The following is a 26767-nucleotide window of genomic DNA, read 5'->3' as shown; positions in this document are numbered from 1 at the left end:
GGCCGACTGATCACCCGCCGACCGGGGTACCGCTGGCGGAGGTCGCGCCGCACCCGGCGGCGGGCCCGGCGAGGGGGCACCATGAAGATCGGCTACTTCCTGTCCAGCGAGGAGTACACCCCGGCGCAACTGCTGGAGCAGGCCCGGGCCGCCGAGCGGGCCGGTTTCCAGGCACTGTGGATCTCCGACCACTACCACCCGTGGACGGACGCCCAGGGGCAGAGCCCCTTCGTCTGGTCCGTCATCGGGGCGCTGAGCCAGGTCAGCTCGTTGCCGGTGAGCACGGCGGTGACCTGCCCGACGGTCCGCATCCACCCGGCGGTGCTGGCGCAGGCCGCGGCGACCAGCGCCGTCATGCACTCCGGCCGGTTCGTGCTCGGCGTCGGCACCGGCGAGGCGCTCAACGAACACATCTTCGGCGACGCCTGGCCGCAGACCGACGTGCGGCTGGAGATGCTGGAGGAGGCCGTGACGGTGATGCGGGAGCTGTGGCGGGGCGACTTCGTCAACCACCACGGCCGGCACTACACGGTGGAACACGCCCGCGTCTACACGCTGCCCGACGCGCCCCCGCCGGTGTACGTCTCCGGCTTCGGGCCCAAGGCCGTCGACCTGGCCGCCCGGATCGGTGACGGCTACGTCAGCATGATGCCCGACGGCGACCTGGTCAGCCGGTTCCGGGACAACGGCGGCGGCGACAAGCCGTGCCAGGCCGGCTTCAAGGCCGCGTACGCCGACACCGCGGACGAGGGCGCGCGGATCGCCTACGAGACGTGGCCCAACGCCGGGGTGCCGGGCGAGCTGTCCCAGGTGCTGCCCTCCCCCCGGCACTTCGAGCAGGCTGCCCAACTCGTCACGCCGGATCAGGTGCGGCAGGGCTTCGTCTGCGGCGACAGCGCCGACGCCCACCTGGAGATGATCGACAGGTACGCCAAGGCCGGCTTCGACGAGGTCTACGTCGCCAACACCGGCCCGCACTGGCAGGGCCTGTTCGACCTCTACCAGCGCGAGGTGCTCCCCCACCTGAGCTGAATTCCACCGTCCACGGGTCACCGACACGCACCGCCGTCGGTGACCCGTGGTCGATCACGTGTGCGCGCCCGGTCACCGCGCCTGACCTGCGACGTACCGGCCACCGTGGGCGGTGTGCCCGATCCGGTGGGAGCGGTTTCGCCGCCGATCCACCCGGGTACCTCCGGCCCTCGATGAAGCTGTCCATGCACTCGACGACGTTGCGCCGCGCGGCGCGCAGCCTGTTCGGCTGGAAAGCGCTGCGGCCCAACCAGCTCGCCGCCATGCGCGCGGTGATGAAACGACGCGACGCCCTGGTGGTGCTCCCCACCGGAGCCGGCAAGTCGGCGATCTACCAGATCCCGGCGAGCCTGATCCCCGGGCCGACGGTGGTGATCTCCCCCCTGCTGGCCCTTCAGCAGGACCAGATCGCCGCGCTCAACGAACGCCAGCGCCCCGAGCTGCGCGCCGTGCGGATCAGCTCGGACGAGAGCGCCGCCCAGCAGGCCGAGGCGATCGAGGAGATCCGGCAGGGGCGGGCGGAGTTCCTCTTCATCACCCCGGAGGCGCTGGCCAACCCCGACCGGATGGCCGAGGTGAGGTCGCTGCAACCGGCCCTGGTGGCGATCGACGAGGCGCACTGCATCTCGGCGTGGGGGCACGACTTCCGCCCCGACTACCTGGCGTTGGGCCACCTGATCGACGGTCTGGGCCGGCCGCCGGTGGTGGCGCTGACCGCCACCGCCTCCCCGCCGGTACGCGACGACATCATCGCCCGGCTGCGGCTGCGCGACCCCGAGGTGGTGGTCTCCGGGCTGGACCGGCCGAACCTGTTCGTCGAGGTCGCCCACTGCCCCACCGACGACTACCGCTGGCGGCGGCTGATCGCGCTGCTGCGTGACGACGAGCGGCCCGGCATCATCTACGTGCCGACCCGGCGGGCCGCCGAGGAGCTGGCCGCACGGCTGACCACGGCCGGGTTCCCGGCGGAGTACTACCACGGCGGGATGCCCACCGCCGCCCGGCACGGGCTGCACGAGGCGTTCCTCGCCGACCAGGTGCCGATCATGGTGGCGACCTCGGCGTTCGGCATGGGCATCGACAAGCCGAACATCGCCTGGGTGGTGCACATGGCGCTGCCCGACTCGCCGGACAGCTACTTCCAGGAGATCGGCCGGGCCGGGCGCGACGGTGCGCCGGCCCGGGTGCTGCTGCTGTGGCGGGCCGAGGACGTCGGCCTGCAGCGCTACTTCTCCGGCGGCCTGCCGGACGAGACCGAACTGCGGGACCTGGCCGCGCTGCTGCGTCGCCGGGCGACGACCAAGAAGGCGCTGCGCGAGACGACCGGCCTCGGGCCGCGCAAGCTCGGGCAGTACCTGGCCCTGCTGGAGCAGATCGGGGCGGCCGAACCCCGGGCCGGGCAGAAGATCGGCGCACCGCGCTACTCCCCCACCCCGGCGGAGGCGGGCGCGGCGGCCCTGGCCGAGGCCGAACGGCAGCAGACGGTGACCCGCTCGCGTACCGACATGATGCGCGCCTTCGCCGAGACCACCGGGTGCCGGGGGCAGGTGCTGCTGGCCTACTTCGGCGAGCAGATGTCGCAGGTCTGCGGGCACTGCGACAACTGCCACGCCGGCACCAGCGTGGCGAGCGACGGCGCGGTCGGCCCGTTCCCGGTGCACAGCCAGGTCCGGCACCCGGAGTGGGGTCCCGGCCTGGTGCTCAACTACGAGGAGGACCGGATGACGGTGCTCTTCGACGAGGTGGGTTACAAGACGCTCTCCGTGCGCGTGGTGTCCGAACAGGGTCTGCTGACGCTGGACTAGCCTGACCCGGGCGACCGCCGGGGGCGGTGCCCGCAGTGGAACGATCGAGAGGGGCTCAGTCGTGATCGAACAGCCGGCGTACACCGGGTTCGGGTTCTCCGACGAGGAGTGGGGGCTGCTGGTCGGCCTGCCGCAGTCGGTCCTGACCGCGGCCAGCGCCGCCGAGTCGGACGGCGCCCGGCGCACCCGCGCCGAGAACGCGGCCGGGCTGGAGACCATCGCCGCCGGCCGGGAGTCGGCGAGCCCGCTCGTCGCCGCCGTCGCCGGGGAGATCGTCTCCCGGGTGGGCGACCCGGAGGCCGGCGAGGAACTGCCGGTGATCTCGCCGGCCGACCCGCAGGCGCTCATCGACGACGTGCTGGTCCGGGCCGGACAGGCGGCCACCCTGCTGGCCGCGAAGGTGGACGAGGGCGAGGTCGGGGCGTACCGGCACTGGCTGGTGGAGATCGCCGACCAGGTGGTCGGGGCGGCGTCCAGCGGGGGGCTGCTCGGCCTCGGCGGCGACCAGGTCAGCGACTCGGAGCGGAAGTTCCGCGACCGCCTCTCCCAGGTCCTCAACGACTGACGTCGACCCACGGCGACGGGCCGGGCCAGCCTGACGGCGGCCCGGCCCGTCGCCGTTTCGTGGTGGTGATCGACCCGAGGTCGCCGATCGTGCGGTATCCCGGGCGCTCCGATGCCGCTATGTCGGCGAAACAGCGGCATCGACAGACCCCACGACCCCCGCGCGGAGCGGGCCCGTGGGGTCTTCGTCCAGAATGGAGGGGAAGTGCCCGCCGACGGGGGAGGCCGGACATGGTGCACCGCACGGTGATCGACACTGAACAACTGCCACCGACGGAACGGTTCGGGATGTGGCTGGACCTGGTCGCCCGCACCTCCACACCGTTGCGGATCCGCTCCGACCACCAGCACGACTTCCGGGCCCGCGCCGAGTTCGTCGAGCTGGGCCCGATCCGGCTGGTGCGCTACCGGTACCCGTCGCTGGAGGCGGTCCGCACCGCGAAGCTGGTCCGCCGCACCGAGGTGGACTTCCACCTGCTCGCCCTCACCACCAGCGGCACCGGCGTCGCCGGGCAGGCCGGGCGCCGGAGCCGCCTCGACGCCGATGAGTTCACCTTCTACGACGGCTCCCGGCCGCACGAGGTGAGCCACTTCGGTGACGGCGACGCGCAGCACGCCACCTCGGTGGTCGCGTTGATCCCGTACGGGGCGATCCCGCTCACCCCGGACCAGCTCGCCCCGCTGCTGGCCGGCCGGATGTCGGCCGGCGAGGGGATCGGCGCGCTGGTCGCCCACTACCTGACCCGGATCGCCACCCATCCGGAGCAGTACCAGCAGGCCGACGCCGAACGGCTGGGCGGGGTGGCGCTGGACCTGATCTCCACCATGCTCGGCCGCTACCTGGTCGCCGAGGACGAGATGCCCCGCGAGGTACGCCGCCGGGCGCTGCTCACCCAGGTGCGGGCGTACGTCCAGCGGCGGCTCGGCGACGCCGGGCTGACCCCGGCCACCATCGCCGAGGCGCACCACATCTCGGTACGCAGCCTGCACCGGCTCTTCGAGGAGGAGCACGCCACGGTGGCGTCGTACATCCGGGAGCTGCGGTTGGAGCGGTGCCGGCGGGACCTGGCCGACCCGACGCTTGCCCACCGGCCGGTGCAGGCCGTCGCCGCGCGCTGGGGTTTCCGGGACAAGGCCCACTTCAGCCGGGCCTTCCGCGCCGCCCACCGGCTCACCCCCCAGGAGTACCGGATACAGCACCTGCAACAGGCACGGATCGTCAACAGCACGGCGTCCGCAGTCAACCCGGGACCGACATACTGACAGCGGGCCGGCGGTCACCCGAGCGGCCGGCCCGACGGTAACGGGGGACCGCGGCGTGGCGTCCGTGACCCGGATGGGTCACGGACGGCCGCCCGGTGCCGCAGCCCGCCCGGCGCGCGACCGCCGTCGCCCCGGATGGCCCTCCCGGCCGCACCGGCCCCGACCCCGTCGCGCCTCCCCCAGGACCTGCGGCGGGGTCGGTCAGGTCTCCTCCAGCAGCTCCAGCACCGACCGTTCGACCTGCTCCCGCGGGGCGTCGGCGGGCACCGGCAGCACCACGCCGTCGTGGTAGAGGTCGACCACCCGGGGATCCACGTACGACGTACGGGCCACCGTGGGGGTGTTGCCGAGCAGGTCGGCGACCTCCCGCATCACCCCGGCCACCGCCCGGCGACGCGCCGTCACCGAACGCTGCGTCCCCACGGTCGCCAGTTCCGTGGCCGCCCGGACGGTGGCGTGCCAGGTGCGGAAGTCCTTCGCGGTCATCTCGCCGCCGCTGGCGTCGCGCAGGTAGCCGTTGACCTCGTCGCTGCGCACGTCCCGCCAGGTCCGCCCGTCCCAGTAGCCGAAGAGCCGCTCCTCGGTACGCCGCCGCCGCCGCAGGGTGGTCAGCACCCGGCACAGTTGCGGGTCCTCGATCCGGCGGACCTGCTCGATGCCGCCCTTGGCCGGGAACTCGAAGACCACGCAGCCGCCCCGGGACCGGGCGTGCTCCGGACGCAGGGTGGACACGCCGAAGGTGGCGTCCTCCCCGACGGCGTACTGCTCGTTGCCGACCCGGAAGGCGCCCATGTCGAGCAGCCGGGCGACGGTGGCCAGCACCCGGTCCCGGTTCAGCCCCCGCCCGGTCAGGTCACCGGCGATCCGCTCGCGCAGGGTCGGCAGCCGACGGGCCACCTCCAGCACGTGGTCGAACTTCGCCTCGTCCCGCTTGCGCCGCCACTGCGGGTGGTAGAGGTACTGCCGTCGGCCGGCGGCGTCGGTGCCGGTGGCCAGGATGTGCCCGTTGGGGTACGGCGCGATCCACACGTCGGACCAGGCCGGCGGGATCACCAGCTCGGACAACCAGGCCAGCGTGTCCGGGTCCCGGACCCGCTCACCGTGCCGGTCCAGGAAGGTCCAGCCCTTGCCGCGCCGGCGACGCCCGTAGCCCGCCCGACCCGGATCACTGCGCCTCAGTCGCACCTCAGACCCGTACCGTTTCCTCGGCCTCGTCCACGGCGGCCAGCACCCGGTCGACCGGGAGCGCCGCCCATCTCGCCGCCGTACCTACCCCCGGCCCGGCGGCGCAATCCTCGCCCGCCGCCCAGAGGACCCGGTGCCACGGCCGGTCGGCCGGCGGGCCCCAGCGGGCCGGCGGCACCGGGCCGAACAGCAGCACCGACGGGACCCGGTAGGCGGTGGCCAGGTGACCGACCCCGGTGTCCCCGCTGACCACCAGCCGGGCGGCGGCCACCAGGGCGGCCAGCTCACCCAGGTCGGTCCGGCCGGCCAGCACCGCCGAGTGGGGCAGGCCGGCGCCGGCCGCCACCCGGTCGGCCAGGTCCCGTTCGCCGGCCGAGCCGGTCACCACCACCCGGTGCCCCCGGTCGGCCAGCCGCCGGGCCAGCGCGGCGAACCGGTCCGCCGGCCACCGCTTCGCCTCGACCTTGCTGCCCGGGTGCACCACGGTCACCCCGACCGGCAGCCGGCCCGCAGGTGGCCGGCGCAACGCCAGGTCGGTGCGGTCGGCCGGGATGCCGTACCAGTCGAGCAGCCGGCACCAGCGGTCCACCTCGTGCTCGTCGTCGTCCCAGTCGGGTCCGTCGCGGTGCCCGGCCGGCGGGCACCGGAAGGCCACCAGCCGGCCCGCGCCGGCCAGCATCAGGTGCGAACGCGGCCCGCGTCCGTGCAGGTTGACCGCCACCTCCGGCGGCGGCCCGGACCACGGCGGCACGCCATCCGGGGGCGGGCCGGGCCACCGGCCGGCCGACGGCGGGACGGGCCAGGGCGGCGGGCCGAGGTCGTCGGTGGGCAGCAGCCGGTCGACCCCGCCGACCAGCTCGACCAGCGGGCCCAGCCAGGCCGGCGCGGCCAGCACCAGTTCCTCGCCCGGGTGCCCGGCCCGCAGGGCGCGTAGCGCGGGCACCGCCGTGGCCAGGTCACCGACGCCGAGCGCCCGCAGCACCAGGATCACGGGTACGAGGTCTCCTGCTCGGCGCAGACCACCAGCTCCCGCACGGCGCTGCCGGGCGGCTGGGAGAGCGCGAACATGATCGCGGCGGCGGTGTCGGCCGGGTCGTTGAGCTTCGCGTCCGGCCCCGGGCGGTACTGCGGGTCACGGTCGTCGAAGAACGCGGTCCGCATCCCGCCGGGGATGAGCAGGGTCACCCCGACGCTGCCGGCCAGCTCGGCGGCGAGCGACCGGGTGAACCCGACCACCCCGAACTTCGCCGCGCAGTACGCGGTGGCGTCCCCGACCGCCTTGACACCCAGGGTGGAGGCGACCGTGACGACGTTGCCCCGGGACGCCTCCAGGTAGGGCAGCGCGGCCCGGACCACCGCCACCGTGGCGAGCAGGTCCACCACGACGATCCGTTCCCAGGTGTCGCGGGGGACGTCGGCCAGTTTGCCGGGCACGTCCATGCCGGCGGCGGTCACCACCGCGTCCAGCCCGCCGACCCGCTCGGCCAGGTCCCGGGTGGCCTCCTCGGCGGCCCGGGTGTCGGCCAGGTCGCACTCGACCCACGGCACCCCGTCGTCGGGGGGCTGCCGGTCCAGCACCAGCGGTCGTCCGCCGGCCCGCGCGACGGCGGTGACCACCGCCGCGCCGAGACCGCTCGACCCGCCGGTGACCAGGACGGCCGGACCGGCACCGGGTGGACTGCTGCTCATCGTGCTCCCTTCGTCGTCGGATGCGCCGGGCGGGACCCGGCGGGTTCCGGCCGCACGTCGCCGGTCGGGCCGGTGCGCCGGCGTTCGCCCCGGGCCGCCGCGATCATGTCGGTGGTGGAGCGCCCGTCCAGGTACGGCACCACCACGCTGTCCCCGCCCCACCGGCGCAACAGCTCGCCCTCCGGCAGGCCCGGTCCGTCGCCGACGCCGGTGGCGTAGTCCCCGCCCTTGACCCAGATGTCGGGCCGCAGCCAGCCCAACGTCGCGTGCGGGGTCGGTTCGTCGAAGACCACCACCGCGTCGACGCAGCTCAACGCCGCGAGCAGCCGGGCCCGGTCGCCCTGCGGGATCACCGGCCGGTCGGGGCCCTTGAGGCCGGTGACGCTGGTGTCGGAGTTCAGGCAGACCACCAGGCAGTCGCCGAGCTGCCGGGCCGCCTGCAACGTCGCCACGTGCCCGGCGTGCAGCAGGTCGAAGCAGCCCCCGGTGGCGACCACGGTGCCGCCGGCCGCGCGGACCTCGGCCACCACCGCGCCCGCCGCGGCGGCCCCGATCCGTTCCCCGCCGCCGACCAGCACCGGCGGGCAGTCCCGCACCGGTACGGGCAGCGCGGCGGCCACTCCGCCGTCCGCCACGTACGCCGACGCCGCCCCGACGGCCGCCTGGACCGCCTCGGAGACCAGCGCGCCCCCGGCGAGCGCCACCGCGGCGGCCGAGGCGAACCGGTCCCCCGCCCCGCAGGTGTCCCCCTCGGCGCTGACCGGCGCGGAGACCATCAGCGGCGTCGCCCCGGCGGAGCAGAGCAGCGCACCGTCGCCACCGAGGGTGACCACCACCGCGCCGGCCCGCCAGCGTTCCCGCAGCCCCTGGCCGGCGCGGGCGGCGACCGCCAGCCGGGACCCGCCCGGCGGCACCTTGGCCAGTTCCCGGGCCTCCGGCTCGTTCGGGGTGACCAGCCGCACCCCCGGCACCGCGACCGGGCCCCGGGGGTGCGGGTCCCAGACCACCGGGGCGCGGGTCGCGGCCAGCGCCGCCCGCAGCGCCGGCTGTCGGGCCATCCCCCGGCCGTAGTCGCTGACCAGCACGGCGGACGCCCCGGCGAGCAGCCGCAGCACCGCCTCGGTGGGTGGGCCGGGTTCGCCCGCCACGCCGCCCCGGTCGTGGCGCAGCAGCACCCGGCCCCGGGCCCGCAGCCGGACCTTCTCCGGGGTGGCCCCGGCCAGCGGCAGGCCGTACACCTGCACCCCGGCGGCGGTGAGCAGGGAGCTGAGCCGGGCCGCCCCGGCGTCGTCGGCGAGCGCGGTCACCAGCGCCACCTCGGCACCCGAGGCGGCGGCGAACACGGCGGCCAGGCCGGCCCCGCCGGGCCGGTCGGCGGCGGCCGTCTCGTCCAGCACCGGCACCGGCGAGTCGGGGCACAGCCGGTTCACCACCCCCTCGACGTCCCGGTCGAGCAGGGTGTCCCCGACCACCACCAGTGGGCCCCTCACGCCGGGTCCCCGCGTCGCCCGTCGGCCGCCGGGTCGACGACCACCTCCACCCCGGCCCGTACCGGCCCGTCGTCGGCCACCGACCGGTCCGCCGCCCCGGGCGGATCCACCGGGGGGCCGGCGGGGTCCACGGGCGGGGCCGGCGACGCGGCGGCGCTGGCCGCCGCCTGGCCGGCCAGCGCGGTCAGCGCCGTGGGCAACGCCCGGTCGACGTACTCGCAGAGCACGTGGGTGGAGACCAGGTGCAGTTCCTGCACCACCTGGCTGTCCGGCGAGGCGACGCCCAGCGCCTCGTGGCAGGCGTCGGCGAGCGGGTTCGGTGTCGGGCCGGTGAACGCCCAGCAGCGCAGCCCGACCTCCCGGGCGGCCGCCACGGCGGCGAGCAGGTTGCCGCTGGACCCGCTGGTGGACATCAGCAGCAGGACGTCACCGGGACGGCCGTGGGCCCGCACCTGCCGGGCGAAGACCTCGTCGTAGCCGTAGTCGTTGCCGATCGCGGTCAACGCGGAGGTCTCGGCGTGCAGGGCGATCGCCGACAGCGGCCGGCGCTCGTCGCGCAGCCGGCCGACCAGTTCGGCGGTGAGGTGCTGGGCCTCGGCGGCGCTGCCCCCGTTGCCGGCGACCAGCAACCGGCCGCCGCCGACCAGGATGCCGGCCAGCTCGGTGCCCCAGCGGGCCAGCAACGGCTCCGCCGCACGGTACGGCAGCAGCGCCTCGGCCAGCAGGGTCAGGTGCGCGTCGAGCAGGCCGGCCCGCGCCGCCCGGGTCGAGGTCGTCATCAGGCGACCACCCGGCTCGGCCTGCGTACGGCGGCGACCTCGGCGTACACCTCGGTCAACCGGTCGGCGGCGGTGGCCCACGAGTAGCTGCGGCGGGCCCGCTGCAACGCGGCGGTGGCGTAGCCGTAGCGGCGGGCCGGGTCGCCGAGCAGGCCGGCCAGCGCGGCACCCAGCGCCTGCGGGTCCCGGGCCGGCACCAGGTCACCGGTCACCCCGTCGACCACGGTGTCCCGGATGCCGCCGACCGCTGTGCCGACGACGGGCACGCCGCAGGCCATCGCCTCCAGCGGGGTCAGCCCGAACGGTTCGTACCAGGGGGCGGCGACCAGCACGTCGGCCGACCGGTACCAGCGGCCCATCTCCTCCCGGGGCACCGCCCCGACCAGCCGGACCCGGTCGGCCACCCCGCAGGTGCCGGCGAGCGCCCGCAGTCGCCGGGCGTACGGGTCGGTCTCCAGCAACCCGGCGGGCGGCCCGCCGACGACCACGCACTCGGCGTCGGGCACCAGGGCCATCGCCCGGATCACCGTCTGGAAGCCCTTGCGTTCCACCAGCCGGCCGACGGTGAGCACCCGGGGCCGGTCGGCGTCGCGGTCGACGGCCGGGCCGAGCGGGGCGAAGGTGTCCAGGTTCACCCCGGACGGCACGACGGTCATCCGGGACCGGGGGACGCCGAGCCGGACCAGTTCCCCCACCTCGTCGCGGCACTGGGCGACGACCCGGTCGACGGCGCACCCCAGTTCCCGTTCGTAGCCGATCCGCCGGGCCGGGCTGGTGTCCTGCACCCCCTGGTGACGTCGCTTGACCGTGCCCAACGCGTGGTACGTCTGCACCACCGGCACCCCGGTCTGCCGGCCGGCGGCCAACGCGGCCAGCCCGCTCATCCAGAAGTGCGCGTGCACCACCTCGGGCACCCAGTCCCCGCCCCGCCAGCGGTCGGTGAGCCAGTGGCTGAACTCCTTCATGTGCGGCAGCAGGGCATCCTTGGCGACCGGCTCGGCCGGCCCGGCGGGCACGTGCACCACCTCGTACCCGTCCGGGGCACGCACGGCGACCGGCAGGTCGACGGCGTCGCGCCGGGTGTAGACCCGGACGTCGTGGCCGGCCGCCACCAGCGCGGCGGAGAGTTCCGCGACATGCGTGTTCTGCCCACCGGCGTCCTCACCGCCCAGCACGGCGAGCGGGCTGGCATGCTCGGAGATCATCGCGATGCGCATACTTCCTCCTCCAGCAGGCGGTCCCAGTCGGCGAGGAAACGGTCCAGGCCGTAACGGCCCAGCGCGGCGGTACGCGCCTGCGCACCCGCCCGGCGGGCCTCGGCGGGGTCGGCGACGAACCGGGCGGCGGCGGTCAGCAGGGTGTCGACCCGGGTGGACAGCGCCCCCGCCCCGGGGGGCACCGCCTGCACGGCCTCGGTGGTGGCCAGCGCGACCACCGGCATGCCGATCGTCATCGCCTCGATCAGGCTCAACCCGAGCGAGGTCCACCGGCACAGGTGCAGGTAGGCCCGCCGCCGGGCCAGCTCGGCGTGCATCCGGTGCTGCGGGACGTCGTCGTGGCTGGTCAGCCGGTCGGCCGGCAGTCCGAGGTGGTCGGCGAGCCCGGCCACCTTCATGCCGAAGACGTCCAGCGGGGCGATCTCGGCGAACCGGGCGAGCAGGTCGGTGCCGGTGATCCGGCCCCGGCGTACCGGCTCGTTGATCACCACGGCGAGCCGGTCCAGCTCACCGGTCCAGGTCACCGCGGGCGGCACCACGCCGTGTTCGACGACGGCGGTGCGGGTGGACCCGTTGTCCCAGAACAGCTCGTTGAAGTGGGTGACGTGGGTGAGCAGCAGGTCGTCCCGGTCGGCCATCGGGTGCCGGGTGTCAGGCACGTCGCCCTTCGGGGTGTTGTGCTCGACGTAGACCGCCGGCACGGCCCGACCCACCGGCCGGCCGAGCCACTCGCCGGCCAGGTCGTGCTCCTCGGGGCGTTGCAGCAGCACCACGTCGACGTCGGCGTGACGCAACTGCTCCGGGGTCACCTCGACGGCGCTGTCCGGCCACGGGTAGGTACGCGCCCGGCCCAGCCCGTACGGGCCCCGGTCCGGGGTGACCGGCACCAGGTAGCGGTGCCTGCCGTGCACGAAGGACGTGGTCCAGGAGCCGTGCACGTGCCAGAGCAGGATGTTCATCGGTCACTCCCCCGCCCGGCCGTCACCGGCGTCACCCCGGACCGCGTCACCCCGGCCGGGCCGACCGGGGCGTCGGCGGGGACGCCGAGCAGGCGTACCGCGTCGAGGACCCGGCCCGGTTCGACGGCCGACAGGCAGGGGTGGCCGGGCACCGGGCAGACCGTGGCCCGGGTGTCCCGGCACGGCGCGGCGGCGTCGCCCAACCGGACCGTCGGCACCCGGTAGGGCCCCCACTGTCCGTAGGGGACGGTGGGGGCGAACAGGCTGACCACCGGCACGCCCAGCGCGGCAGCCAGGTGCGCCGGCCCGGTGTTGCCGACCACCAGCGCACCGGCGTCGGCGAGCACCCCGGCCAGGTCGGCCAGACCCGTCCGGCCGCCCAGGTCGAGGCCGGTGTCGCCGGCCACCCGGGCGGTCAGCGCCGTCTCGTCGGGTCCGCCGGTGACCGCCACCCGGTGCCCGGCGGCGGTGAGCGTCCGCACGATCCGGGCCGCCAGCTCGGGTGGCACGGCCCGGCTCGGCACCGCCGAACCGGGGTGCAGCACCAGGTATCCGGGGCCGCCGAGCCCGGCCGGCGCCGGCGGCACCCGGTCGGTGCGGACCCGCAGTCGCGGATCGTCGCCGGCCGGCAGCGCGAACCCGGCGGCGGCGGCCAGCGACAGCGCCCGCTCCGGCTCGGGCAGCCCGGCGGGGACCCGGTGCCGCACGTCGAGCAGCGAGCCCGGATAGTCGTCGCTGATCGCGCTGACCCTCGGCACGCCGGCCAGCCGCAGCAGCAGCGCCAGCGGCAGCGGTGACTGGTGGAAGGAGGTGAACACGACCGCCTCGTCGGCGCGGACGGCACGCAGCCGGTCGGTGAGCCGGTCGATGTCCTGCGGGTCGACCGGGTCGGGGGCGCCGTCGATCCAGGGCAGCGGCCACTCGACGATCTCGTCGACGCCGGGCAGCAGGGCGGCGGCGGCGCGGCCCCGGGGGCCGCAGAGCAGCACGACCCGCTCGGCGTACGCGGCGACGGCCCGCACGGCCGGGCCGGTGACCAGGACGTCCCCGGCGGAGTCGCTGCGGGCCACCAGCACGGTGCCGGCCCGGCGCGGCGGTGGCCCGGCGACCAGGGCGGACCGGGTCAGGATCAACTCCACGGCGGCGGACAGATCGGCGGCGACCTGCCCGGCGGCGGCCACCTCGACGGCCCGGGTGGCCGGGGTGGGCACGAGCACCCCGGCGGCACCGGCCGCGGCGGCGGCCCCCAGGTCGGCGGCGATGTCCCCGACCAGCACGCAGCGCTGCGGGGTGGTGCCGAGCGCCCGCGCGGCGGCGTGCACCATACCGGGCGCGGGTTTGCGGCAGGCGCAGCCGGCCCGCTCGTCGTGCGGGCAGCACTGCCAGGTGTCGAAGGGGCCGAGCAGCTCCTCGACCCGGGCGTTGACCGCCCGCAACTGGGCGGCGGTGAACAGCCCCCGGGCCAGCCCCGACTGGTTGGTGACCACGCCGAGCCGCAGCCCGGCGGCGCGCAGCCGGTCCAGCGCCGCCCGCGCGCCGGGCACCGGCCGTACCTTGTCGGGGTCGCCGTTGTACGGCACGTCCTCGATCAGGGTGCCGTCGCGGTCGAGCAGCACCGCGTCGTACAGTGCGCGGCCGTCCCGGCCAGCGACCGGATCAACCCGGGCTGACCTGCGCTGATACGGCTCCGCGTCCCGTCGCACGGGCGGCGGGTTCCCGAGGCCCCGGGGAGTAAACCTGGCCCTACCGGGCGGTACGCCGCCCGGCGGCGTCGGGCCGGCACGCGCCGTCGACCCGCCCGCGTCGGTGCAGCGTTACCCGTCGCCCCGGAGAAGCTAACGCGGCGGGTTAGGCCGGGCGGGCCCGGGTACTGGTCAGCGGTGGCAGTCGTGGAGAAAGTGATCGATGCACCCCCGCAGCAGGTCTTCGACGTGCTGGCCGACGGTTGGACGTACAGCGACTGGGTGGTCGGCACGGTGCACGTGCGTGACGTCGACGCGCAGTGGCCCCGGGTCGGTACCCGACTGCACCACCGGGCCGGTCCCTGGCCGTTCTCCCTGGAGGACGCCTCGACGGTGCTGGTCTGCGAGCCGCCGCACCGGCTGGTGCTGCGGGCCGGCCTGTGGCCGGCCGGGGAGGCGGTCGTGGTGTTCACGCTGACCCCGGAAGGCGACGGCGCGACCCGGGTCCGCATCGGCGAGGACTTCGCCGCCGGCCCGTTGCGCTGGGTCCGCAACAAGCTCAACGACCTGGTGCTGCACCAGCGCAACAAGGAGACGCTGCGCCGGCTCTCCGACATCGCCACCCGGCAGAAGGCCGACGAGCGCGCCGAACGGTGACCGGGCGGTCGCGGGGAGCCTCGGCGGGGTCCCGTCGGGCTTTTGGCTACCCTGTGGGGGAATGCCGACCCCGACTGAGGATGTCCGAGATGATCGAACCCGTGGAGCTGCCGTCACCGTGGCGGGACGCACGCCTGACCGTCGTGGTCCCCACCTACAACGAGGCGGGCAACCTCCCGGTGCTGGTCGAACGGCTGCTGACCCTTCCGCTGCCGGGCCTGAAGGTGCTCGTCGCCGACGACAACTCACCCGACGGCACCGGTGAGGTGGCCGACAAACTGGCCATCGAGAACCCGGACCGGGTGCAGGTCGTGCACCGGGCCGGCAAGGAGGGCCTGGGCCGGGCGTACGTGGACGGCATCGGCCGGGCCCTCGACGGCGGCGCGGAGTACGTGGCGCAGATGGACGCCGACCTGTCGCACCCGCCGGAGGCGCTGCCCGGGATGCTGGGTGCGCTGCTGTCCACCCAGGCGGGGGTGGTGATCGGTTCCCGCTACGTGCCGGGCGGGCAGCTCGACGAGGCGTGGCCGCTCTACCGGCGGGCGCTCAGCGGCTGGGCCAACCTCTACGTGCACACCCTGCTGCGGGTGCGCATCCGCGACCTGACCGCCGGCTTCAAGATCTGGCGGGCGGACGCGCTGCGCGACATCGGCCTGCACCGCGTGCAGTCGAACGGTTACAGCTTCCAGGTGGAGATGCACTACCTGGCCACCAAGCTGGGGCACACCATCCTGGAGGTGCCGATCCGGTTCGAGGAGCGGCGCGACGGCCTGTCCAAGATGACCACCGCGACCAAGGTGGAGAGCGCGCTGATGCCGTTCAAGCTGCGTACCCGGCACCGCAACCTGGACTCCTGACCCCGCAGCGGGGTCGTGGGTGGACGGTTCAGCGGTAGAGCGTCCGGTGCGCGGCGTCGATGACGCCGGCGTACAGGCCACCGGTGACGGCGCGGTCACGGGCCAGCGCCGCCCGGGCGGCGTTCGCGCCCGGCGCGCCGTGCACCCCGCCGCCGGGGTGTGCCGACGCGCTGGCCAGGTAGAGCCGGTCGACCGGGGTGTCGGCCCGACCCAGGCCGGGGATCGGGCGCAGGAACAGCTGCTGGTACGCCGCGGCGGTGCCGCCGCCCAGCGCCCCGCCGACCAGGCTCGGGTCGCCCCGCTCCAGCTCGGCCGGCCCGGCGACGTGCCGGCCGACGACGAGGCTGCGGAACCCGGGGGCGGCGGCCTCCAGCACGTCCTCCATCCGGTCCACCTGGCGGGCGACGTCCTCGGCCCGCCAGTCCCGCCGGAACGGCAGGTGGGTGTACGCCCACAGCGACTCGGTGCCGGCCGGCGAGTGCGTCGGGTCGGCGGTGGTCATCTGCCCGGCCAGCAGGAACGGCTTCGTCGGGATCTCACCCCGGGCCAGTTCGGCGGAGTAGCTGGTGAGCCCGTCGAGGTCGGCGCCCAGGTGCACGGTGCCGGCGCCGGCCACCGCCGGGTTGGTCCACGGCAGCGGGGCGGACAGCGCCCAGTCGACCTTGAGGGTGGAGCCGTCCCAGCGGAAGTGGGCCAGGTCCTCGACCAGCCGCGGCGGTAGCTGGGCGGCCCCGACCAGATCCAGGTAGAGGGCGGGGGCGGGGACGTCGGCGAGCACCGCCCGGCGGGCCCGCCACAGCTGCCCGCCGACGGTGCGCACCCCGACCGCCCGGCCCCGGGCGGTCAGCACCCGGTCGACCTCCGCCCGGTAGCTGATCCGGCCGCCCCGCTCGGTGAGCCGGGCCACCAGCGCGTCGGTGATCCGCTGCGCGCCGCCGACCGGCACCGGCCAGCCGACCTGCTGGCCGAGCATGGCCAGCAGCCAGCCGTAGACGCCGGAGCCGGCCTCCTCGGGGGACAGGTCGGTGTGCAGGGCGCAGCCGGCCAGCAGCGCGGGGCCGCCCTCGCCGGTGAACAGTTCGCTGCCGAGTTTGCGCACCGGCAGGACCAGCCGGCGGGCCAGCCGCAGCGCGCCGCCGACCCGCAGTTGGCGCAGCAGGCCCAGCCCGCCGCGTACCGGGGGGAAGGGGGTGGTGATGGCGTCGAGCATCGGCCCGGCCACCTGCGCCCAGTCGGCGTACGCGTGCCGCCAGCGGTCCCCGTCGTCGGGGGCGAACGCCTCCAGCGAGGCGGCGGTGGTGTCCAGGTCCCGGTTGATCACCGCGGCGCGCCCGTCGGGCAGCAGGTGGGCCAGCACGTCGGGGGCGTGCGTCCAGGTCAGCCCGTAGCGGGGCAGGTCGAGGCCGGCCAGCACCGGCGAGGCGTACCCGAGGGGGTAGAAGGAGCTGTACAGGTCGCTGAGGTAGCCGGGGGCGGTGACCTCGGCGGAGCGGACCGCCCCGCCCGGCGCGCCGGTCGCCTCCAGCACCAGGACGTCCCAGCCGGCGTCGGCGAGCAGGTTGGCGGCCACCAGGCCGTTGTGTCCGGCGCCGATGACGACGGCGTCCGCGGTGTCCGTGCCCGGCGAGATCATCAGATCCAGCTACCCGGCGGGCAACCGGGCGAAACGTGTTTGCTTCGACGGGAGCGGGGCATCCCGCCGCATGTACCGGGTGGAGCAACTCATCGGTGGGGTGTGGGGCGCGGGCGGGGCGGGCGGTGAGCTGACCGTCCTCGATCCGGCGGACGGCCGGCCGGTCGGCACCGTGCCGGTGGCGACGGCCGACGAGGTCGCCAAGGCGGTCGGGGCGGCCCGCGAGGTGGCCGCCGGGTGGGCGGCGATGCCGGCGGCCGGGCGGGCGGCGCTGCTGCACGAGGCGGCGGACGCGGTGGCGGCGGCAGCCGAGGAGCTGGCCGCCGCGACGACGGCGGAGATGGGCAAGCCGTTGGGTGACGCCCGGGGCGGGGTGGCGGCCGGCGTCGGCACGCTGCGCCAGTACGCCGAGCTGGGTCCGCTGCGCGGCGGCCGGACGCTGCACGGCGACGGCGACGCGATCGACTTCATGCTGCCGCAGGCGCGGGGCGTGATCGCCGCGATCACCCCGTGGAACGACCCGGTGGCGGTCTCCTGCGGGCTGCTCGGCGCGGCCCTGGTCACCGGCAACGTGGTGCTCTACAAGCCGAGCGAGCGGACCCCGGTCACCGGGTGGCTGCTGGCCCGGCTGTTCGACGGGGTGTTCCCGGCGGGGGTGTTGTCCCTGCTGACCGGGGGTGCGGAGGTGGGTGCGGCGCTGGCCGCGCAGCCGGTGGACGTGGTGGCGCACGTCGGGGCCACCGCGACCGGCCGGGCGATCGCGGCGGCCTGCGCCCGCACCGGGGCCAAGGCGCTGCTGGAGAACGGCGGCAGCGACCCGTTGGTGGTCGACGCCGGGGTGGACCCGCGCTGGGCGGCCGAACAGGCGGCCCTCGGGGCGTTCGCCAACGCCGGGCAGCTCTGCGTGGCGGTGGAGCGGATCTACACGCACCGCGACGTCGCCGAGGACTTCGTCGACGCGCTGGTGGAGCGGGCCGGGGCGCTGGTCGTCGGGCCGGGCCGCGACCCGGCGACCGAGCTGGGCCCGCTGGTCGACAGGCGGCACCGCGACCAGGTGCACGGGCAGGTCACGGCGGCGGTGGCGCAGGGGGCGACGCTGCGCGCCGGTGGGGTGCTGCCGGACGGGCCGGGGGCGTTCTATCCGGCGACGGTGGTCACCGACTGCCGGCAGGAGATGCCCCTGGTCCGGGAGGAGACGTTCGGGCCGGTGGCGGCGGTGGTGACGGTGGACTCGTTCAGCGAGGCACTGCGGTGTGCCGCCGACTCGCCGTACGGGCTGGCGGCGACGGTGCTGACCGGGTCGATGAGCCACGCCCAGCGGGCCTTTCGGGAGCTGCCGGTGGGCACCGTGAAGGTCAACGCGGTGTTCGGGGGCGCGCCGGGTGGTGCCGCGCAGCCGCGCCGGGGCAGCGGCCAGGGCTTCGGGTACGGCCCGGAGCTGCTGGACGAGTTCAGCACGGTCAAGGCGGTGCACCTGCAGCCGCCGGCCGGCGGGCACTGGTGAGCCGGGGCCGCCCCGAACCGGGGCGGCCCCGCGTTCCGCGCGTACCCCCGGTCAGTCGCCGCGGGCCTTGCGGGTGGCCCGGTCGTTGGCCTTCGCGATGGCCTTGACCAGTTCCGGCTTGGTCATCCGGCTGCGGCCGGGCACGTCCAGTTTCTTCGCCACCTGCATCAGGTGGTCCTTGGTGGCGTTGGCGTCCACCCCACCGGCGGTGGGGGCCCGGCGGGCGGGGCCACCGCCCTCGGCCTGCCGGTCGCTGGGCCCCTTGCGGCCCTTCGGCTCCCAGTGGTCGCCGACCTTCTCGAAGCTGTGCTTGACGGCGGCGAAGGCGGCGCGGTGCGCGCGCTCCCCCTCGCCGTAGGTCTCCACCGCCGAGTCGTGCGTCTTCTCCCAGGTGCGCTGCGCCTTCTCCGGGGAGCGTCGCAGCGTGCTGGGCAGTACCTCGCGCCCGGGCATCCCGTCCTCCTCCGCGTCGACTTCGTCTGGCTGACCGAACCGTTCCCTGGGCCGGCACCGGCAAACACCGACGTCGGGTTTGTCGATTTCCGCCGTCGGGTACCGCCCCGCCCAGACGCGCGCCGGACGCCGGGTCCGCCGGGTCGTCGGGCGACGAGGAGCCGAACATGGCAGCGACGACGGAGCCGACCACGGTCGCCGATGACGGACCGCAGCTACGGATTCCCCGGCGGATGCGCCAGTTGAGCTGGTCCACCTGGCGGGGGGTGCTGGTCCGCAGCGGGCGGGGTTTCGTGAAGGACAACTGCGCCGACTGGGCGGCGGCGTTGACCTACTACGGGGTGCTCGCCCTGTTCCCGTCCACGGTCGTGGTGGTGGCCCTGGTGGGGCTGGTCTCCGACGGCGAGCGGACGGTGGACACCGTGCTGGACCTGGCCCGCGACATCGGGGCCGGTTCGGTGGTCGGCAACGAGGGTTTCGTCTCGGTGGTGCGCACGGTGGTCGACCAGCAGAGCGGCACGAAGGTGCTGCTCAGCTTCGGGTTGGCGGGCGCGTTGTGGTCGGCCTCCGGCTTCATCGGCGCGTTCACCCGGGCCTCCAACGCGATCTACGGCGTCGAGGAGGGCCGGCCGTTCTACCGGTTGCGCCCGTTGCAGATCGGGATGGCCGCGCTGTCCCTGCTGCTGCTCGCCGTGGTGGCGCTGGGTCTGATCGTCAGTGGCCCGGTGACCGACGCGGTGGGTGACCTGGTGGGCGCGGGCGGACTGGCCCGCACGACGTGGAGCGTCGCGAAGTGGCCGGTGCTGGCCATGGTGATGATGACGCTGTTGTCGCTGATGTTCTGGATCGCCCCCAACGTCCGGCAGCCCCGGTTCCGGTGGCTCACCCCGGGTGGGGCGGTGGCGTTGCTGTCCTGGATCGTCGTCTCCTTCGGCTTCGGCCTGTACGTGGCCAACTTCGGCTCGTACGACGTCACCTACGGCAGCCTGGGCGCGGTCATCGCCTTCCTGGTGTGGCTGTACCTGTCGAACTCGGCGCTGATGTTCGGGGTGCAGATCAACGCGGAGTTGCAGCGCGGACGCAGGTTGCAGGCGGGCGAGGACGACCCGGGTGAGCCGGTGCTGCCGCCGAAGGCCACCGCCGGTTCGTGACCCGTCGGGTTCGGCGTCCGGATCGGTGTTTCCCCGGGGCGGGCGCGGGTAGCACAACAGACATGGAACGTGGCAGCAGCAAGCACGCACCGAGGGTCGACGACCAGATGAGCCAGGAGGTCAGCGGCCTCGTCCAGGGGCCGGGCACCGGTGGCTCCCGGGTCGAGGAGTTCCGCGAGGCGGAGCCGGCCGGCGAGGACCAGCCGGGCGCGACCACGGCACCGGCGGGCGACCTGCGCACCGGCACCCCCCAGGGGATGACCTCGGAGGACGTGGAGGCGCGCAGCCGGCTGGGTCGGTTCATCACGATGACGGCCCTGCCCGGGGACCGGCTGACGTTGATCGCCAACGCGCGGGAGAACGACGCGCCCGACGACCTGGTGGCCGCCCTGGAGCGCCTGCCGGAGGGCACCCGTTTCCAGACGATTTCCGAGGTGTGGGCCGCACTCGGGCACCGGAACGAGACGACGCGTTGGTGACCGGATCGGCCCACGATCCGGACGAGCACCAGCGGCCAGAGGAGGATTTCGCATGAGCGGCGTCATCGAGCACGTGGACGTGTCGGTACCGGTACGGACCGCCTACGACCAGTGGACCCAGTTCGAGGAGTTCCCCCACTTCATGGAGGGGGTGCAGGAGGTCCGGCAGCTGTCGGAGACGATGACCCACTGGACGGTGGAGATCGCCGGGGTCAAGCGCGAGTTCGACGCCGAGATCACCGAGCAGCTCCCCGACGAGCGGGTGGCCTGGAAGTCGACGGGTGGCACCCAGCAGGCCGGTGTGGTGACGTTCCACCGGCTCGACGAGGGCAACACCCGGGTGACCCTGCAGATGGACTTCGAGCCGCACGGCGTGGTCGAGCAGGCCGGCGACAAGCTGGGCGTGGTCGACCGGCGGGCCAAGGGCGACCTGGAGCGGTTCAAGCAGTTCATCGAGCGTCGCGGTCAGGAGACCGGGGCGTGGCGCGGGTCGGTCGACCGGCCGCAGCCCTGATCCCCCTTCCCCCGACCCGGACGCACACCTCCGACGGCCGCCGGTTCCCCGGCGGCCGTCGCCGCGTCCGGGTCCGGCCGTTTGCGATCATCGGGTCGGGGTACCGCGACGGTATGACGGACAACGACGGCAGGGTGTGGCGGGACGAGGAGAAGACACCGCTGGAGGAGCTGGACCGGGCGATCGCCAGGTCCACCATCGACGGGCAGGCCGACGACCCGACCGGCAACGACGCGGGCGAGGAGGCCGCCTTCGGGCACGGCCCCGAACCGGTGGACCGGGAGGCCGGCCCGCAGACCGGGCGTCGGGAGATGACCGACACCGAGCGCGCCTACCGCCCCTCCACGACGGGACGTACCGGACCCGACACCATGTGACGGTCCGCGTCCGCGTCCGCGTCGGCGTCGGGGTCGGGGTCGGGGTCGGCGTCGGCGGCTTCTGGGCCGATGATGCGGTGTCCCGGTCGAACGACACCGCATCATCGGCCCAGAAGCCCGATTGCGCGGGACGGTCGAGCCCGAGAAGGGCGGAAGCGGGCTCAGTGGGTGGGGGGCGGTGCGGCCGTCTGGCGGGCGGCGGCGGCGTGCGCCACCAGCAACGCCACCGCCAGCACGGTCAGCGCCGGGCCGAGCAGCCGCACCGACGTGTCGCCGAGCAGCACGCCCAGCCCGGCCGGGATGAGGGCCGCCCCGATGCCGGCGGCGCCGATCTGCACGCCGATCACCCGGTCGGCGTGCTGCCGGCCGACCCGTTCGGCGGTGCTCAGGGTGAGCAGCGGGAACACGGGCGCGGCGGCGAACCCGAGGACGACCAGGCCGGCCACCGTCACCCAGCCCGGCCCCGGCAGCGCGATCAGCACCGCCCCGACGGCCATGCCCAGCAGGCTGCCCCGCAGCACCCGGGCGGTGCCCAGCCGCTCGGCGACCAGCCCCTGCACCACCCGCCCGACGAAGAGGCTGCCCCAGTAGCCGGAGACCGCCACCCCGGCGGCCTCAGCGGACACCCCCCGCCCCTCGGTGAGTAGCAGGAACGCGTAGAGCCCGGCGGACACCTCGATGGCCACGTAGACGGCGAAGGCGAGCGCGCCGAACCAGACGGCGGGCAACCGGAGCGTGTCGGCGATCCGCACCCCCACCGGGCCGCCGTCCGACCCGCCAGGCCCGGCCACCGCCGGACCGTCCACCGGTCCACCACGCCCGGCCACCGCCGGGTCGTCCACCGATCCACCACGCCCGGCCACCGCCGGGTCGTCCACCGGTCCACCACGCCCGGCCACCGCCGGACCGTCGACCGGCCCGGGGTGGCCGGCCGGCGCGACGACGGTGTCGTCGGGCCGCGCACCGACCGTCCGGTCGACCGGCGCGGCGTGCGGCGACGGGGGGCCGGCCGCACGGTCCCGCCAGGCGCCGACGGTGAGCGCGAACGCGGTGGCCAGCGCGAGCTGGGCGGCGGCGGTGACGGCGTACCCCCAGCGCCAGCCGGCCCCGGTGCTCAGCATGGCGGTCATCACCAGCGGGCCGATGGCCACGCCGAGGCCGAAGAAGGCGTGCATCCAGTTCATGTGGCGCGGGCCGAACGCCCCTGCGGCGTACGCGTTGAGGCCGGAGTCGATCGCCCCGGAGCCCAGGCCGAGCACCAGCGCACAGCCGATCAGCACGGTCAGCGCCGGTGCGCTGGCGTACCCGGTCAGCGCGAGGCTGGCCAGCAGGGTGCTGCCGGCCAGCAGCCGGCCCACGCCCAGCCGGGCGAGGGTGAACCCGGCCAGGACGCTGGAGGTCAGGTACCCGATCGTGCCGGCGGTGAGCACCAGCCCGACCGCGCCGGTCGGTACGCCGAACTCGGTGCTGATCGAGGGCCAGCCGACGCCGAGCAGGCCGTCGGGCAGGCCGAGACTGACGAAGGCGAGGTAGGCGAGCAGGAGCAGGGAGGTACGGGGCGGGGCGACGGACACGGAGGCTCATCCTGCCGCATCACCGGGAACGGGTCGACGTGATTGTCACCTCCCCCGAACCGGTGGTTTGGAACGCCCGGACGGGCAGTAAACCGGACAGGTCGTCCAGAATCCACCGTTCGGCTGACGGTAATCCGAAGGGGTCGCGCAAGACTTTCGGGATGCAACAGGGCTCCGGTTTCCTCACCCCTCGTCAGCGTCGCCTGGCCTGGCTCGGCTTCCTGCTCGCCGCCATCCAGGCCCCGGTCTCCGCCAGGTTCTCCTCCGACGACTCGTGGCTGTTCAGCCTCTGCGTCGCGCTCATGGTGGCCACCGTGATCATCGCCGACGACGCCAGCCGTCGTCGCCCGGCCGACGCCACCAGCGCGGACTGACCCGCCCGGCGGCCCCCGTCACGGGGTCGGGCCGGGGAACTCCCGCTGCGGGCAGCTGAGCGGGCGGGCCGGGTCGATCCGGTGCAGGGCGTACCCGGCGCCCTGGGTCGGGACGTGTGTGCTCGGCGCGCGGTCGCCGATCTGGATCAGGGCGTGCCAGCCGGTGCGCTGCGCGGTGTACCGGGTGCAGCCGTCGATGACCTCGGTGTGCTGCCGGGCCGCCACGGTGGCCCGGCTCTGGACGAAGCTCGTCGGGTCGGCCGGGTCACTCCCGGCCAGCAGCAGCGAGGACGCGGCCGTCGTGGTGTGCGCCCAGAACGACTCCCCCGCCGTCAGCCAGAGGTCGGCGACGGTGACCACGTCGTGGTCGACCAGGCTGGAGAAGGTCAGGTCGGGGTCGGCCGCACCGGTGGTGCCGGAGTGCGTCACCGGCGGCAGGGTGATCGTGGCGGTGTCCGTGCGCTGCTGCACCCAGTACGGGCCGGGCGTGTACGCGGTGACCGCGGCCGTGTAGGCGCCGAACGGTCGGTGTCCGGCCGTGGAGTCGACCACCACGAAGTCGGTGCGGCCGAGCCCGTAGAGGCTGGTGGCGAGCGTGCTGCCGGCGGCGTCGCGCAGGGTCAGGTCCCAGTCGGCGGTGGCGGCGGGCTGGACGGCGACCACCGACCAGTGCCGCTGGTAGGTGCGGTAGGTGTAGTCCTGTGCGGTCCGGGCGATCTGCACGTCGCCGTCGCCGAGCGCGGTGCCGGCCACGGCCGCCCCGGGGTGGGCGAGCGGCACGGTCAGGGCCAGGGCGACGGTGCCGGCGAGGCGCACGCCGAACCACCGGCGGGCGGAACGGGACAGAGCCATCGATGGGATTCCTTCCGGGTGGGATCTGGACTGTAGCGACGCCGGACCGTCCGGGGCGTCGTCCCGCGCTGTCGGATATCGGCCCCGCCACGGCGGCCACCGGTGTGCGACCTTGTCGGCATGCCGCCGCACACCGGCACCGGGCCCGGCAGCCGTCGCGCTCCGGTCGCCGTACACCGGCACCCCGACCCCGAGGAGCGCCGACCGTGACGAGACGACCGACGGTGTGGACGTGGCTGCTGAGCCTGCTGGCGGTGGTGGCGCTCACCCCGACCCCGGCGTCGGCCGCCCCGGTCGTGGGCGAGCGGGACGCCCGCGGCCTCGCCGCCGTCCGCAGCGCCGCCGCGCAGGCGACGTGGTCGACCGGCCCGGTCGCACCCGGCGTCAGCCAGGGCTGGGTGTGGAACAACGCCAACCCGCTCAACGCCGCCTACCAGGTGGGGCTGTCCCCCACCGGGGCCGGCGACACGACCCCCTGCCAGTTCGAGGTGGCCCGGACCTGGTACTCCCGGGAGCCGGGCGGCGAGCGCCGGTTCCACTTCGTGGTCCGCAACAGCGGCACGCTCACCTGCACGGCCACCGTCCTGCTGTCCTGGCTGACGCCGACCCACGACTGGTCGACAGGCGCGCTCGCGCCCGGGGCCAGCGGCAACTACGGCTGGGTGGAGCAGATCGCGCCCACCGTGTCGTACCTGCTGGGGGTGACGCCGACCGGGGCGACCGCGACGGCCGCCTGCCAGTTGGAGATCACCCGCAGCTGGTACCGGCAGGAACCGGACGGGGTACGCAAGTTCTACTTCGTGCTCCGCAACATCGGTACGATCACCTGCTCCGGTCAGTTCCAGCTCGCCCGGACCGACCCGTCGGCGTCGTGGTCGACCGGCACCCTGCCCGTCGGGGGCTCGGCCACCTGGACCTGGAACAACGCCAACCCGCTGACCGCGGTCTACCTGCCCGGACTGGCCCCGACGGGAGCCGCCGGGGGCAACGCCTGCCAGTTGGAGGTGACCCGGAGCCGGTACGTGCAGCGGGCCAACCCCGACGGCTCCCGCCAACGGCAGTACGTGCTGACCGTCGGCAACGTCGGGCAGCTGCCGTGCGGCGGGACCGTGCTGCTCGGGTCGTTGACCCCCTGACACGCCGGGGCGGATTCCGGCACCGCGTCCCGTTGCTGTCCGCCCCGACGCCGACGGTGGGCGGTGCGCCCTCTGGCCGCCGGGGCGCGGATCGGTCCCGGTGGCCGAGGGCCGGTCGACCGGCGGGGGGGGCCCGTACCGGCCGGCTGGCCGACTCCGCCGGGGTTACCGGGTGGTTAACCTCGGTCCTCATGCGAGTGCCGTACCCCCAGGTCGCCACCCGGACCGCCGCGCGCGCGGCACGCTCCCACCTGGCCCTGCTCAGCGCCTCGGTCGGTGCCCCCGGCCTCGCCGCCGCCGCGGCCCGGCCCGGCCTGCTCGCGCTGGTCGACCAGCACGCCGCGGCCATCCGGGACAGCCTCGACGGTGACCGCCGGCCGCTGACCCCGGCCGCCCTGTCCGGCTACGCCGAGGGGGTACGCGACACCGCCCGCGCGCACGGCCTGTTCCCCGAGGGCGCGGCGGACTTCACCGCCCCGGACTGGGTGCTGGTCCGTCTGCTCGCGGTCTGCGCCCTGGCCCGCACCCTCGACCCCCGGCACCTCGACCCGGCCTGACCGGAAGCACGCAGGCAGGGTGCCCGCGCCACGCGCGGACACCCTGCCTGTACGTGTGCTTCCGACTCAGCTGCCCGGACGGCCGAACTGCTGGGTCTCGTCGCCGGAGCCGGACTGGTAGGTGCCCCGGCCACCGGCCATCGTGCGGGCCTCGTCGACGCGCGGCATGGCCTGTGTCCGCTCGCCGCCCCGGTCGGCCATCTGCCGGCTCATGTCGCCCTGCCCGGCCGCGCGGGCCCGCCGGTGCTCCTGGACCGCCCGCGACTCCTCGGCCGCCCGGTCCAGCCAGCCGTCCCAGCGGGACTGCATCGGCTTCACCAGACCACCGCCGACGCCGACGATCAGGATGCCGGCCACGGTGGCGAGCACCGCGATCAGGACCGGCGTGGTGACCGTGGTGGCGATGCCGACCTGGTTGAGCGCGGCGATCACCCCGAGCGCCAGGATGAACACGGCCGTCAGGTCGGCCAGCACCTTGCCGTACGACAGGCCACCGAGCGCACCGGAGACCAGGTCCCGCACGGCGTTGGCGATGGCGGCGGCCACGACCACGATGACGATCGCGACGAACGCCCGTGGCAGCCAGGCCACCACCCCCCGGATGAGGTCGCTGATCGCGTTGGGGCCCCACACCCCGAACGCGAACTGCAGGGTGAACAGCAGCACCGCGTAGTACGCCAGGCGGGCCAGGATGTCACTGGCGTCGTACTTGGTGCGTTCCAACGCGCGTCTGATCCCGCCCCGTTCGACCGCCCGGTCGAAACCCACCCGTTCCAGCGCCGCGTCCACGATCTTCAGTACCGCGCGGGCGATGAGCCAGCCCACCACGAGGATGACGATGAACGCGATGGCTCTCGGCACGAACAGCAGCACCGATCGCCACATGTCGGTCAAGGCGCTACCGATGTCGACCTGCCTGACCGCAAGGGTTTCCGGCATGATGTCCCTCCTGTCCAATGGACTGCGCCGCCCGGTTACCCGTCC

Annotated in this window: 27 protein-coding genes; 14 read left to right on the top strand and 13 right to left on the bottom strand. The window is 75.1% G+C overall.

Going from position 1 to position 26767, the window contains the following annotated elements:
- Positions 1 to 81 precede the first annotated feature (81 nt).
- From ACN268_RS32120 to ACN268_RS32105, 4 genes are all read left to right on the top strand, one after another.
- Positions 82 to 1032, top strand: a complete 951-nt coding sequence (locus ACN268_RS32120; RefSeq protein ID WP_421486736.1) for a TIGR03557 family F420-dependent LLM class oxidoreductase — start codon at positions 82 to 84, stop codon at positions 1030 to 1032.
- Positions 1033 to 1205: 173 nt separating this feature from the next.
- Complete coding sequence (locus ACN268_RS32115; protein WP_421486735.1) at positions 1206 to 2837, top strand: RecQ family ATP-dependent DNA helicase; 1632 nt, start codon at positions 1206 to 1208, stop codon at positions 2835 to 2837.
- Positions 2838 to 2898: 61 nt separating this feature from the next.
- Entirely contained in the window at positions 2899 to 3402 is a 504-nt protein-coding gene (locus ACN268_RS32110; RefSeq protein ID WP_421486734.1) for a hypothetical protein, read from the top strand.
- Between the two features lie 230 nt (positions 3403 to 3632).
- On the top strand, positions 3633 to 4664 hold the full coding sequence (locus ACN268_RS32105) for a helix-turn-helix domain-containing protein (RefSeq protein WP_421486733.1): 1032 nt from the start codon (positions 3633 to 3635) through the stop codon (positions 4662 to 4664).
- A 201-nt stretch (positions 4665 to 4865) separates the two neighbouring features.
- Here ACN268_RS32105 and ACN268_RS32100 read toward each other — a convergent pair whose 3' ends face one another.
- From ACN268_RS32100 to ACN268_RS32065, 8 genes are read right to left on the bottom strand one after another with little or no spacing between them, the layout of a single operon-like run.
- Entirely contained in the window at positions 4866 to 5849 is a 984-nt protein-coding gene (locus tag ACN268_RS32100) for a DNA topoisomerase IB (RefSeq protein ID WP_421486732.1), read from the bottom strand.
- Position 5850: 1 nt separating this feature from the next.
- Complete coding sequence (locus ACN268_RS32095) at positions 5851 to 6840, bottom strand: glycosyltransferase family 9 protein (protein WP_421486731.1); 990 nt, start codon at positions 6838 to 6840, stop codon at positions 5851 to 5853.
- Positions 6837 to 7538, bottom strand: a complete 702-nt coding sequence (locus ACN268_RS32090; RefSeq protein ID WP_421486730.1) for an SDR family oxidoreductase — start codon at positions 7536 to 7538, stop codon at positions 6837 to 6839. The genes ACN268_RS32095 and ACN268_RS32090 overlap by 4 nt, the downstream gene beginning before the upstream one ends.
- Positions 7535 to 9028 (bottom strand): PfkB family carbohydrate kinase, encoded by a 1494-nt coding sequence (locus tag ACN268_RS32085; RefSeq protein WP_421486729.1) that lies wholly within the window; start codon positions 9026 to 9028, stop codon positions 7535 to 7537. The genes ACN268_RS32090 and ACN268_RS32085 overlap by 4 nt, the downstream gene beginning before the upstream one ends.
- A complete protein-coding gene (locus tag ACN268_RS32080) occupies positions 9025 to 9807 on the bottom strand; it encodes a D-sedoheptulose-7-phosphate isomerase (protein ID WP_421486728.1) in 783 nt (260 codons plus the stop codon). Before ACN268_RS32080 ends, ACN268_RS32085 begins: the two co-directional genes overlap by 4 nt.
- Positions 9807 to 11024 carry a glycosyltransferase gene (locus ACN268_RS32075; protein WP_421486727.1) on the bottom strand — a complete coding sequence of 406 codons (1218 nt, stop codon included), beginning with the start codon at positions 11022 to 11024 and terminating at the stop codon, positions 9807 to 9809. The genes ACN268_RS32080 and ACN268_RS32075 overlap by 1 nt, the downstream gene beginning before the upstream one ends.
- On the bottom strand, positions 11009 to 11983 hold the full coding sequence (locus ACN268_RS32070; RefSeq protein WP_421486726.1) for a glycosyltransferase: 975 nt from the start codon (positions 11981 to 11983) through the stop codon (positions 11009 to 11011). The genes ACN268_RS32075 and ACN268_RS32070 overlap by 16 nt, the downstream gene beginning before the upstream one ends.
- On the bottom strand, positions 11980 to 13686 hold the full coding sequence (locus ACN268_RS32065) for an HAD-IIIA family hydrolase (RefSeq protein WP_421486725.1): 1707 nt from the start codon (positions 13684 to 13686) through the stop codon (positions 11980 to 11982). The genes ACN268_RS32070 and ACN268_RS32065 overlap by 4 nt, the downstream gene beginning before the upstream one ends.
- 186 nt (positions 13687 to 13872) lie before the next feature.
- Between ACN268_RS32065 and ACN268_RS32060 the strand changes: the two genes are divergently transcribed.
- A complete protein-coding gene (locus ACN268_RS32060) occupies positions 13873 to 14322 on the top strand; it encodes an SRPBCC family protein (protein ID WP_307826362.1) in 450 nt (149 codons plus the stop codon).
- Positions 14323 to 14411: 89 nt separating this feature from the next.
- A complete protein-coding gene (locus ACN268_RS32055) occupies positions 14412 to 15179 on the top strand; it encodes a polyprenol monophosphomannose synthase (protein WP_421486724.1) in 768 nt (255 codons plus the stop codon).
- Between the two features lie 28 nt (positions 15180 to 15207).
- On the opposite strand, the gene ACN268_RS32050 is transcribed toward ACN268_RS32055, so the two are convergent.
- The gene (locus tag ACN268_RS32050) at positions 15208 to 16812 is read right to left on the bottom strand and encodes a phytoene desaturase family protein (protein ID WP_421486723.1); all 1605 of its coding nucleotides are present in this window, start codon (positions 16810 to 16812) and stop codon (positions 15208 to 15210) included.
- Between the two features lie 70 nt (positions 16813 to 16882).
- Here ACN268_RS32050 and ACN268_RS32045 point away from each other — a divergent pair, with 70 nt between their 5' ends.
- Entirely contained in the window at positions 16883 to 18316 is a 1434-nt protein-coding gene (locus tag ACN268_RS32045; protein WP_421486722.1) for an aldehyde dehydrogenase family protein, read from the top strand.
- A gap of 51 nt (positions 18317 to 18367) precedes the next feature.
- Here the strand turns inward: ACN268_RS32045 and ACN268_RS32040 are convergent, their stop codons facing one another.
- On the bottom strand, positions 18368 to 18769 hold the full coding sequence (locus ACN268_RS32040) for a ChaB family protein (protein ID WP_421486721.1): 402 nt from the start codon (positions 18767 to 18769) through the stop codon (positions 18368 to 18370).
- A gap of 167 nt (positions 18770 to 18936) precedes the next feature.
- Between ACN268_RS32040 and ACN268_RS32035 the strand changes: the two genes are divergently transcribed.
- From ACN268_RS32035 to ACN268_RS32020, 4 genes are all read left to right on the top strand, one after another.
- Positions 18937 to 19920 (top strand): YihY/virulence factor BrkB family protein, encoded by a 984-nt coding sequence (locus tag ACN268_RS32035; protein WP_204927686.1) that lies wholly within the window; start codon positions 18937 to 18939, stop codon positions 19918 to 19920.
- 62 nt (positions 19921 to 19982) lie between these two features.
- A complete protein-coding gene (locus ACN268_RS32030; protein ID WP_421486720.1) occupies positions 19983 to 20399 on the top strand; it encodes a DUF2795 domain-containing protein in 417 nt (138 codons plus the stop codon).
- Positions 20400 to 20451: 52 nt separating this feature from the next.
- Positions 20452 to 20913: an SRPBCC family protein gene (locus ACN268_RS32025; RefSeq protein WP_281899028.1), complete on the top strand. Its 462-nt coding sequence runs from the start codon at positions 20452 to 20454 to the stop codon at positions 20911 to 20913.
- A 113-nt stretch (positions 20914 to 21026) separates the two neighbouring features.
- A complete protein-coding gene (locus ACN268_RS32020) occupies positions 21027 to 21290 on the top strand; it encodes a hypothetical protein (protein ID WP_421486719.1) in 264 nt (87 codons plus the stop codon).
- A gap of 161 nt (positions 21291 to 21451) precedes the next feature.
- Here the strand turns inward: ACN268_RS32020 and ACN268_RS32015 are convergent, their stop codons facing one another.
- Entirely contained in the window at positions 21452 to 22864 is a 1413-nt protein-coding gene (locus ACN268_RS32015; protein ID WP_421486718.1) for an MFS transporter, read from the bottom strand.
- 161 nt (positions 22865 to 23025) lie between these two features.
- On the opposite strand from ACN268_RS32015, the gene ACN268_RS32010 reads away from it, so the two are divergent.
- Positions 23026 to 23238: a hypothetical protein gene (locus tag ACN268_RS32010; RefSeq protein ID WP_204927690.1), complete on the top strand. Its 213-nt coding sequence runs from the start codon at positions 23026 to 23028 to the stop codon at positions 23236 to 23238.
- Between the two features lie 18 nt (positions 23239 to 23256).
- On the opposite strand, the gene ACN268_RS32005 is transcribed toward ACN268_RS32010, so the two are convergent.
- Positions 23257 to 24090 (bottom strand): hypothetical protein, encoded by an 834-nt coding sequence (locus ACN268_RS32005; RefSeq protein ID WP_421486717.1) that lies wholly within the window; start codon positions 24088 to 24090, stop codon positions 23257 to 23259.
- A 206-nt stretch (positions 24091 to 24296) separates the two neighbouring features.
- Here ACN268_RS32005 and ACN268_RS32000 point away from each other — a divergent pair, with 206 nt between their 5' ends.
- Complete coding sequence (locus ACN268_RS32000) at positions 24297 to 25226, top strand: hypothetical protein (RefSeq protein WP_421486716.1); 930 nt, start codon at positions 24297 to 24299, stop codon at positions 25224 to 25226.
- A 191-nt stretch (positions 25227 to 25417) separates the two neighbouring features.
- Positions 25418 to 25783, top strand: coding sequence for a DUF6401 family natural product biosynthesis protein (locus tag ACN268_RS31995; protein ID WP_421486715.1), 366 nt, complete (start codon positions 25418 to 25420; stop codon positions 25781 to 25783).
- Positions 25784 to 25849: 66 nt separating this feature from the next.
- On the opposite strand, the gene ACN268_RS31990 is transcribed toward ACN268_RS31995, so the two are convergent.
- Positions 25850 to 26722 carry a mechanosensitive ion channel family protein gene (locus ACN268_RS31990; protein WP_421486714.1) on the bottom strand — a complete coding sequence of 291 codons (873 nt, stop codon included), beginning with the start codon at positions 26720 to 26722 and terminating at the stop codon, positions 25850 to 25852.
- Between the last annotated feature and the right edge of the window lie 45 nt (positions 26723 to 26767).

Source organism: Micromonospora sp. WMMD735 (assembly GCF_049178995.1).
Lineage (GTDB): Bacteria > Actinomycetota > Actinomycetes > Mycobacteriales > Micromonosporaceae > Micromonospora > Micromonospora wenchangensis.
Note: the sequence above shows the minus strand (reverse complement) of the source record. Positions and strands in the feature narration are given on the sequence as shown.